The sequence below is a fragment of the Bacteroides sp. FSHCM14E1 genome, from assembly GCF_019633785.1.
In the GTDB taxonomy this organism is placed as follows: domain Bacteria; phylum Bacteroidota; class Bacteroidia; order Bacteroidales; family Bacteroidaceae; genus Bacteroides; species Bacteroides hominis.
This window is the reverse complement of sequence record NZ_JADKYL010000002.1, coordinates 635,831-645,443: the sequence shown is the minus strand read 5'-3', so window position 1 is coordinate 645,443 and position 9,613 is coordinate 635,831. Positions and strand designations below refer to the sequence as shown.

General features: G+C 41.7%; 7 protein-coding genes and 2 tRNA genes. 4 read left to right on the top strand and 5 right to left on the bottom strand.

Translation table 11 applies throughout. The features are described 5' to 3' along the window. Together ISX59_RS05680 and ISX59_RS05675 are read left to right on the top strand one after the other, a co-directional pair. On the top strand, positions 1-3,278 hold a 3,278-nt coding region (locus tag ISX59_RS05680; protein ID WP_032539683.1), incomplete at its 5' end, for a TonB-dependent receptor. 14 nt (positions 3,279-3,292) lie between these two features. Then, the gene (locus ISX59_RS05675; protein WP_032539679.1) at positions 3,293-5,071 is read left to right on the top strand and encodes a RagB/SusD family nutrient uptake outer membrane protein; all 1,779 of its coding nucleotides are present in this window, start codon (positions 3,293-3,295) and stop codon (positions 5,069-5,071) included. A gap of 83 nt (positions 5,072-5,154) precedes the next feature. Here ISX59_RS05675 and ISX59_RS05670 read toward each other — a convergent pair whose 3' ends face one another. The 5 genes from ISX59_RS05670 to ISX59_RS05650 all read right to left on the bottom strand — a co-directional run bounded on the left by ISX59_RS05670 (position 5,155) and on the right by ISX59_RS05650 (position 7,969). Then, positions 5,155-6,405 carry a Gfo/Idh/MocA family protein gene (locus ISX59_RS05670; RefSeq protein WP_032539678.1) on the bottom strand — a complete coding sequence of 417 codons (1,251 nt, stop codon included), beginning with the start codon at positions 6,403-6,405 and terminating at the stop codon, positions 5,155-5,157. A gap of 64 nt (positions 6,406-6,469) precedes the next feature. Then, a tRNA-Gly gene (locus ISX59_RS05665) sits at positions 6,470-6,542 on the bottom strand. An 8-nt stretch (positions 6,543-6,550) separates the two neighbouring features. Then, positions 6,551-6,633 (bottom strand) — tRNA-Tyr (locus ISX59_RS05660). Between the two features lie 72 nt (positions 6,634-6,705). After that, positions 6,706-7,200: a 6,7-dimethyl-8-ribityllumazine synthase gene (gene ribH, locus ISX59_RS05655; protein WP_032539677.1), complete on the bottom strand. Its 495-nt coding sequence runs from the start codon at positions 7,198-7,200 to the stop codon at positions 6,706-6,708. Between the two features lie 85 nt (positions 7,201-7,285). After that, the gene (locus tag ISX59_RS05650) at positions 7,286-7,969 is read right to left on the bottom strand and encodes a tol-pal system YbgF family protein (protein ID WP_005775687.1); all 684 of its coding nucleotides are present in this window, start codon (positions 7,967-7,969) and stop codon (positions 7,286-7,288) included. Between the two features lie 160 nt (positions 7,970-8,129). Here ISX59_RS05650 and ISX59_RS05645 point away from each other — a divergent pair, with 160 nt between their 5' ends. Both ISX59_RS05645 and ISX59_RS05640 read left to right on the top strand, forming a co-directional pair. After that, entirely contained in the window at positions 8,130-9,242 is a 1,113-nt protein-coding gene (locus ISX59_RS05645; RefSeq protein ID WP_032539676.1) for a DNA replication/repair protein RecF, read from the top strand. Then, positions 9,239-9,529, top strand: coding sequence for a DciA family protein (locus ISX59_RS05640; protein ID WP_005775689.1), 291 nt, complete (start codon positions 9,239-9,241; stop codon positions 9,527-9,529). Before ISX59_RS05645 ends, ISX59_RS05640 begins: the two co-directional genes overlap by 4 nt. Positions 9,530-9,613 lie beyond the last annotated feature (84 nt).

The following is a 9,613-nucleotide window of genomic DNA, read 5'->3' as shown; positions in this document are numbered from 1 at the left end:
TAAAGATTTCAATGACGAAGACAAACGTATCCATCGAGAGTGTACTGCGTGAACTTGAAAAACAAAGCGAGTATACTTTCTTCTACAATGACAATCAGGTAAAGCTGAACAAGAAAGTATCCATCAACGTGTCGGATGCTCCGATCGAAACTGTACTGAACGAAGTATTCAAGAATTCGGGATACACTTATAAGATCGTGGATAATCAGATCGTAGTATCTACTGTGACTGCAGCTGCCAAGGATGTGCAGGCTGTTCAACAGCAGAAGCAGAGAAAAATTACCGGAGTCGTGAAAGACGCAATGGGTGAAGCCATCATCGGAGCATCTGTAGTAGAAAAAGGTACTACCTCTAATGGTACTATCACTAACATTGAAGGTGAATTTACCTTGAATACTGTCGGTAAGGAACTTCAGATTACTTATATCGGTTACGTACCTCAGACCATCGTACTTAAACCGGGAGTTAACAATTACAATGTCATAATGAAGGAAGATACAAAAACTTTGGATGAAGTTGTAGTTGTTGGTTATGGTACTCAGAAAAAGGTCAACCTGACAGGTGCAGTATCTTCTGTTGGTACTGAAGAGTTAAAAAGTCGTGTAAATACAGACGTATTAGCATCAGTACAGGGACAGGTTCCGGGTGTCACGGTTATTGCCCGTCCGGATGGTTCTACAAGTATTAACTTCCGTGGTCGCGGTAACTTGGGAACTTCATCACCTCTGTATGTAATTGACGGTGCAATTGCTGATGCAAATTTCTTTTCAAGCCTTGACCCGAACTCTATTGAAAGCATTTCGTTCTTGAAAGATGCAGCATCTTCTGCAATTTACGGTTCGCGTGCTGCTTATGGTGTTGTATTGGTAAAAACAAAAGGTGGTAAAGAAGGTGATTTGAAGGTGACTTATGACGGATATGTAGGTTTTAAATCGGCTCTTTACACTCCTGACGTATTGAGTTCTGAATGGTATGCTCGTTTATCCAACGAAGCCGCATTAAATGATAATCCTAATGCCAAACTACCTTATACAGACGAAGAAATTGCCAAATTCCGCGATGGAACTGATCCTGATTTGTATCCGAATACAAACTGGTATGATCTTGTATTGAAAGATAATGCTACAATAACAAAGCATACTGTAAGTATCAGTGGAGGTAATAAGGTGAAATATTATACATCTTTAGGATATTTGTATAATGACAAGTTCACTCCTGGAGCTACTACTGATCGTTATAATATGACTACTAATATCTCGGCTGATGTTAAGGAGTGGTTGGCATTCCGTGCAAATATCAACTATAACCAAACCTATAACGATAATTCAAAAGGTGGAGTCAGTTATGTAGAAATGTTGACTGTTCCTTCTACTTATGTGGCTCGTCAAAGTAATGGTGAATATGGTAGTTATGAAGCCGGTAAACCAGCTTCACAAGTAAGTATGCAACGTAATCCATTACGGCGTATTGAGTCAGGCGACTGGTCGAATAGCAGAACGCAAAATACTTTAATGGATTTTGCTTTAGATTTGAAGCCTGTAAAAGGTTTGACTGTTACGGGTGAAATGTCTTACCGTATTTGGGATTACAAAGCTAAAACATATACTGCAAGTCGTTCGAAGATCAAAGATTTCCTTACCGGTCAGGAACTGAACGGTACACAGGTTGCTGTTGAGAACTCTAAGATGGAATATGATTGGCAAGAGTCTACCCGCTTGATATACAATGGACTGGCTAATTATACTTGGAGTAAAGACATTCATAACATCAATGCATTACTGGGTGTATCTTATGAACATTATCAGTTCCAGAAACAGAAATCTTCACGTAAGAATTTTCCGACTAACAATATGACGGATATGAACGGTGGTTCAAGTGCATCAAGTGATACTCATACAGAAGGTGGCAGCAATGAAAATAAATTGATGTCTTACTTCGGACGTGTGAATTACACATTGATGGACCGTTACTTGTTAGAGGTAAATATGCGTGCTGATGCTTCTTCACGTTTCCATAAAGACAATCGTTGGGGATACTTCCCTTCATTCTCAGCCGGATGGCGTGTAAGTGAGGAAGGATTTATGAAAGATATCGAATGGATTGATAATTTGAAGATCCGCGGGTCTTGGGGACAGTTAGGTAATATTAACAACGTAGGTGATTATGACTACTTCTCTTCTTATATCCAGGGTGATAACTATAACTTTAATGATGTAGTAGGAAACGGTATCATTGAAGCTAAACCCGCTAATAAGAATTTAGGATGGGAAACCGTTACTATCACAGATATCGGCCTTGATTTTGATGTACTGAATGGTAAACTGCGTTTTACAGCGGACTGGTATAATAAAGTGACGGATGATATCCTGTTGGGTTATAGAGTTCCAATGGAAGTCGGTATTAAAAAAGATTACTGGCCTTCACAGAATATCGGTAGTGTAAGTAACAAAGGTCTGGAAATAGGTATTACACATAATAATACAATTGGTGAGTTTACTTACTCTGTAGGAGCAAACTTCACTCGTAATTGGAACAAAGTAACTAATTTGGGTGGGGTAGATGATTTGTATGATGGTAGCTCTACATGGATTGAAGCAGTAGGACAACCTATCGGAACATTTTATGGTTTCCGTACAAACGGTCTGTTGACTCAAGAGGATATTGACAGTGGTAACTATATTACTGATGGTATTAAGCCTAATGCGGGTGATATTAAATATGTCGATTTGAATGATAATGGAAAGCTGGATGCCGGTGACAAAGACTTTATCGGTTGTGATGTTCCTAAATTCACATATGGTGTGAACTTGAATCTGCAATATAAAGGCTTTGAGTTGAGTATGTTTGGGCAGGGAGTTCAAGGTACCAAAGTGTATTTCTGGCAAGAACAGGCTTGGGCATTCTCTGACTATGCCAGCCCCCGTAAATGGCACTTACAGAGATGGACTACCGAGAATCCGAATCCGAATGCTGCTTATCCTAGAATTTATTCTCGTACCAGCTCACACTCTACTTTCAATAACCGCTTATCTGATTTCTGGTTATTTAATTCAGACTATTTCAGAATCAAGAATATTACTTTCGGTTATACATTCCCAAAAGCGATGTTAAGCAACATCAGTCTGGATGCATTGAAAGTATATGTAGCAGCTGAAAATCCGTTTACTATCCGTGGTGATCATCGCATGAAAGATTTTGATCCGGAATCTGCTACCGGTCGTGGTAGTATGGTTCGTGGAACGAGAACTATATCACTTGGTGTTAACGTTACATTCTAAAAAGAAAGATTATTATGAGACAATTTGGTAAAACAATAAAATATTTAACGCTTTGCACTCTGATCGGTGCAACGGTTACAAGTTGCGATCTGGATGTAAATCCACCTTCTAACATTGCAGCTGAAACCTATTGGAAGACTTCAAAAGATGCCTGGTACAATTTGAATGCTGTATATGCCAATACAATATCTGGAGTCGGGGTATATGGTGAAACTTATACTACTGATGGCTATTGCCAATACTCTTGGGAGTCTGCAGGAGCTATTTTCCAGCAGGATGGATTTAGTGCATTGAATGATGAAGGATGGAATTTTGAAGCGATCCGCAAATGTAATGTGTACTTGAATGAAGTAGATAATTGCGACATGGATGCGGCACTTAAAACACGTACCAAAGCTGAAGTGCGTACGATGCGGGCATTACAGTACTTAGCTATGACTATGACGTTCGGAAAAGTACCTATCATTACAGATGTACCTGCTTATGATACTCCGAATGTGCCGCGTGATGAAGTGAGTAAAGTTCGTGAATTCATTCTTAAAGAACTGACAGAAGCTGCAGCAGATCTTCCTGAGTCTTACAGCGGAGGTGGTGAGTTTAATGAAAAAGGACGTATCACTAAATACGCTGCTTTATCAATTAAAGCAAGAGCAGCTCTTTATTTCGGTCAGTATGATGTTGCTGAAGCTGCTGCTAAAGATGTGATGGATAATGGCGGATATTCTTTGTGGAGAATTTCCAGTCTAACAGATGCTCAGAAGAAGGAAGGTGAAGAGATGTCTATTTATGTAGATTTTGCAGATGAAGCTGCGAAAGAGAAGTTTGTGAAGGGCATGTTTAATTACGAATCTTTATGGTTCACTGAAAATGCTACAGTAGATAATCCTGAGTATATCTTGGCTCGCCAGTATGTTGATCCTGATCAGGAAGATTGGGTGCGTTATACAGCAATGCGTCCTAATCAGTTGGGAGGTTGGTCATCTGTAACTCCGACACAGAATCTGGTAGATGCTTATTGGAGTGCCGATGGTCATACTGTTCCTGCCGCTCCTTCTATTGAGGCACGTGCTGCGGCTTATGATAAGATAGTTGCCGATGTAAAAAAAGAAACAGCAGAAGAAGGTTCTACTCCTTTCCTGACATTTGTAGCTAAGAAGACTGCTGATGGAACATTGACAAAATATGACTATATGAAAGAGTATCGTAATCGCGATAGTCGTATGTATGCGTCTATTCTGTTTCCATTCAAAACATGGCATGAAACAAACTATGGTGCCGGATATGCTTATGAATGGATTAAGGGTGGTAACAATGAATCGAAGACCGGTTTTAACTATCGTAAGATGGTTGCATTAACTACAGACTCAAAAGATAATGCTAATGCTACGGGTGACTATCCGTGTATTCGTTATGCTGAGATTCTGTTGATTTATGCTGAAGCTCATACACAAACAACAGGTTATGATCAGAGTGTGCGTGATGCCTTGAATGATTTGCGTGATCGTTGCGGTATGCCGGATGTACCTGCTACATTAACTAAGGATGAAGCTCTTAACTTGATTCGTCGTGAACGTCGTGTAGAATTGGCGGGTGAAGGTTTCCGTGGAGACGATATGACTCGTTATGAAGATTCTTATTGGGAAAGTGAGATGAATAATGTGCCTATCTCTATGCCTGATGGTGAAACCGTGATAACTATGAAATGGAGTTCACGTATGCGTCTGAAACCGATCCCTCAGACTGCCATTACTCTTAATCCATTATTGGAAAATGATCAGAACCCGGGATATTAATTTAACACAGATATCTCTTAATTAAAGGTTGAAAAAAAGGGATCGGTTTTAAAACCGGTCCCTTTTCTTGTTTTTATATAGTTTTAATTATTTTCCCATGCTCCTCTTGTAAAATCCGGTATTTCTACAGGAATACTACCGTTTAATACCGATTGCTCGCTTAGTTCTGTGATGCATGACCATTCGGCGGCATCGTATACATCCATATCCAATGGGAGCCCGTTGCGCAGGCAATGAATCAAACGGCAATCCATGACATAATTCATTTCATTGGGCAGATTTCTCCGATGGGCTTCTGCACCGTAAGTAGCTGTAAAAGGGTGTTTGTAGCGTTCCATAATATCTTCAAGCGCTTTTCCTTCGAGAGGAGCACTTGCATCGGGTTCAAGGGCGATACAGGGAACGGGATACTTCTGGGCAAAGCCTTCTGTACCACAGATTGTATGGAGGCGGCTGTACGGGCGTGGAGTGACGACATTATACTGAACCATGATACTCTTGCCTTTCATTGTGTGAATCAAGGTGGTGTTCATATCTCCCAACCGATACTTTTGACGGGCTTCGGGAGAATTTTCTCCGAATGTCTTACGGGCGTACGACGTCATGCCGGCTTGCAGACTCGATAATGAAACGAGATAATTCATGCGGTCTCCCCGATGAATATTCAGTACCTGGCAAATGGGGCCTAAGCCGTGAGTAGGATAGGGGTTACCGGTATGCTCTATGCTATATTTCCTCCCCCAATGATTGTGAAATCCTCCTTTACTTTCGTCGGCGAAGTAGATAGAGCGCAGATCATGTATGTATGCTCCCTCTACGTGCGTTATCTCTCCGAATACACCCTGTTGTGCCATATTCAGTGTGGTCAATGCAAATGGATCGTAGCAACAGTTTTCAAGCATCATACAGTGTTGCCTTGTCTTCTCGGCTGTATCTACCAGCTTCCAGCATTCTTCTACGGTCATGGCTGCCGGAACTTCGATGGCTACGTGTTTACCGTGTTCCATAGCATAAACTGCCATGGGAGTATGTGTCAGCCAATCGGTACAGATAAACACCAGGTCAATATCATTCCGTTCACACATTTGTTTCCATCCATCCGCCCCGGTATAACCATCCGGCTGGGGATAGCCTGCTTCCCAGAGAATTTTCTGCGCTTTAGTCAGGTTACCTTCCCTGATTTCGCATAGTGCTTTAATCTCGATTCCTTCGATTTGCAGATAACGCTGTAAAGTCAATACACCTCTATTGCCAAGCCCAATGAAAGCAAGGCGCACAATGGGGATGGGAGGATGTGCCAGTCCGAGCACATGTGTTTGTGAAGGAGTTCTCATATGTGGTTAGGATGTTAGGGTTATATATAAAAAAAGAGAATCTAATTTCTCAGATTCTCTTTAGAGCGGAAGACGGGGCTCAAACCCGCGACCCTCAGCTTGGAAGGCTAATGCTCTATCAACTGAGCTACTTCCGCAATTTTTGTGGGCAAAGATGGATTCGAACCACCGAAGTCGAAAGACAGCAGATTTACAGTCTGCCCCATTTGGCCACTCTGGTATTTGCCCTTTTGTTCGCTTTTGAGTCCCTTTGCTTTCTCTTAAGTAGGTTTGTTTCTCAATTGCGATGCAAAGATACAACTATTTATTTAAACTCCAAACAAAATCGATCATTTTTATTGCAGTAATTGCACATTCGTCTCCTTTATTACCCAGTTTGCCGCCGGCTCTATCTTCAGCCTGCTCCATGGTATTAGTAGTAATTAATCCGTAAATAACTGGTATATCGCCAGTTGCGTTCAGTTGTGCTACGCCTTGTGTCACTCCCATGCAAACATAATCAAAATGTGGAGTATCTCCTTTAATTATGCAACCAATGATAATAATTGCATCTACATCGCAATTTTCCATCATTTGATTGGCGCCGAAAGTTAGTTCGAAACTTCCCGGTACTGTTTTCACCAGAATATTTTCTTGCTTTGCTCCGTGTTTCTTTAAAGTTTTCACAGCTCCGTCCAGCAGGGCGCCGGTGATATGGGCGTTCCATTCGGAAACAACGATACCGAATTTCATTTCTTCTGCATTCGGAACCGAATTAAAATCGTAATCAGATAAGTTATGATATGCTGTTGCCATAATATATATGTTTTTGGTTGGTTTAAAAAAAGCTACCCAGGTTCGTTTGGGTAGCTTTCTATATAATAAGGTATATACCCCGTTATTATTTTTTCAGCAGTTTGGCTTGCTCGATGTACTTATCGATGTCCATAGCCTGATAAGACTGGAAGTATTTGTCTTTGATCTTGGTGAAGGCTTTTACAGCATCATCGTTTTTGCCTTGCTTCATCAGGATTTCTCCGGCTTGCAGTAGGAAGATGGGGCTCAGAGTGCTGTTATCAGCATTGTCTGCTGCTTTCAGAAGGGTTGAAGCTGCTTTGTCGAGTTGGCCTAACTGAGCGTAGCAGTTGCCAATGGCACCCTGAATGGCAGGAGCCACCATCTGGTCGTCTCCGCTGAAGCCGTCGAGTGCTTTGATTGCTTCGTCATATTTACCTAAATTCTGGTAGCAGATGCCGGCGTAAGCTTTTGCCAGGTTGGCTGCTTTGGTTCCGCTGAATTGATCGGCTACTTTCAGGAAACCGATAGAACCGATACTATCACCGTTCAGTGCCTGCTCGTATGCGCTTTGTTCAAAGTACTGTTCGCTTTTGAAAAGAGCAGCCTGCGCTTTTTCTTCACGGGGTTCTGCATAGAAATTCTTGTAGAGGATCACGCCTGCTACGATTACGATTACGGCTACAACGGCGCCAATGATTGCTTTTTTGTTTTTAACAAGAAATGCTTCCGACTGTGTCAGTGCATCTTCCACATTCAGTTCGTTGTTGTGGTTCTTTTGTTCTGCCATTTTTATATGATTCTTTTTGTTATTTTTTCAACTGGATATTTTGGTCAGCAAAAGTAGTTTTTTTATATATATAAACGAAATTTAGAGGCATCTTTTTTTGTTTTACGGCCTAAAACCCCGAAAATCTTTCTACTTTTGTAACCAAACTCAATGTGCATACATGATACTGAAGCGTATATCTATACTGAATTATAAGAATCTGGAGCAGGTGGAACTGAATTTCTCGGCTAAGTTGAACTGCTTTTTCGGACAGAACGGGATGGGAAAAACCAACCTGCTCGATGCTGTCTACTTTCTGTCTTTTTGTAAAAGTGCCGGAAATCCGATTGATTCGCAGAATATTTGTCACGAACAGGACTTTTTTGTGATTCAGGGGTTCTACGAGGCGATGGACGGAACGCCTGAGGAGATTTATTGTGGAATGAAGCGCAGGTCGAAAAAACAATTCAAACGCAATAAGAAAGAATATTCCCGTTTGTCGGATCACATCGGATTTATTCCCTTGGTAATGGTTTCGCCGGCCGATTCGGAATTGATAGCCGGTGGTAGTGACGAGCGGCGCCGGTTTATGGATGTGGTTATTTCACAGTATGACAAAGAGTATCTGGATGCTTTGATCCGTTACAATAAAGCATTGGTGCAACGAAATACGCTGCTGAAGAGTGAACAGCCGGTGGAAGAAGAATTGTTTTTGGTTTGGGAGGAAATGATGGCACAGGCCGGTGAGGTGGTGTTCCGGAAGCGGGAGGCATTCATCAGTGAGTTTATCCCTATATTCCAGTCATTCTATTCGTATATCTCGCAGGATAAGGAGCAGGTAGGGCTGACTTACGAGTCACATGCAAGGGGGGGGGCTCTGCTTGAAGTCTTGAAGGAGAGTCGGGTACGGGATAAGATTATGGGATATTCACTCCGGGGGATACATAAGGACGAGTTGAATATGTTACTGGGTGACTTTCCCATTAAAAGGGAAGGTTCACAGGGGCAGAACAAGACTTATCTGGTAGCGTTGAAGCTTGCCCAGTTTGATTTTCTGAAACGTACGGGAAGCACGGTGCCTTTGTTGCTGTTGGATGATATTTTCGACAAGCTGGATGCTTCGCGCGTAGAACAAATCGTGAAGTTGGTAGCGGGTGACAATTTCGGGCAGATTTTTATAACGGATACAAATCGTGAGCATTTGGATCGTATATTATATAAGGTAGGCAGTGATTATAAAATGTTCCGTGTAGAAAACGGGGCAATTAATGAAATGGAGGAAAAAGACCAATGAAACGGAATGATGCGGAGCCTATTGGCAAACTGATTCAGAAATATCTACGTCAAGAGAGTCTGGAATCTCCACTGAACGAACAGCGTTTGCTGGATTCTTGGGAAACAGTGTTGGGACCTACCATAATGTCGTATACAAGAGATTTATATATTCGTAATCAAGTATTATATGTGCATTTGACTTCTGCTGCCCTTCGTCAGGAGTTGATGATGGGAAGGGAACTGCTGGTTCGTAATCTTAACCAGAAAGTCGGTGCTACGGTGATTACTAATATTATTTTTCGCTGACAGCCGTTATCTCTACCAAGAACGAAGGCTCTGTTTGTATCAAACAGAGCCTTCGTTTTGGGTTAACAGAGCTTCTGTCCGGAG

What these genes read in the sequence shown, in the direction of transcription:
- ISX59_RS05645 (WP_032539676.1), top strand. Translation starts at nt 8,130, where the DNA reads ATGATACTGAAGCGTATATCTATACTGAATTATAAGAATCTGGAGCAG.
- ISX59_RS05640 (WP_005775689.1), top strand. Translation starts at nt 9,239, where the DNA reads ATGAAACGGAATGATGCGGAGCCTATTGGCAAACTGATTCAGAAATAT.
- ISX59_RS05675 (WP_032539679.1), top strand. Translation starts at nt 3,293, where the DNA reads ATGAGACAATTTGGTAAAACAATAAAATATTTAACGCTTTGCACTCTG.
- ribH (WP_032539677.1), bottom strand. Translation starts at nt 7,200, where the DNA reads ATGGCAACAGCATATCATAACTTATCTGATTACGATTTTAATTCGGTT.
- ISX59_RS05650 (WP_005775687.1), bottom strand. Translation starts at nt 7,969, where the DNA reads ATGGCAGAACAAAAGAACCACAACAACGAACTGAATGTGGAAGATGCA.
- ISX59_RS05670 (WP_032539678.1), bottom strand. Translation starts at nt 6,405, where the DNA reads ATGAGAACTCCTTCACAAACACATGTGCTCGGACTGGCACATCCTCCC.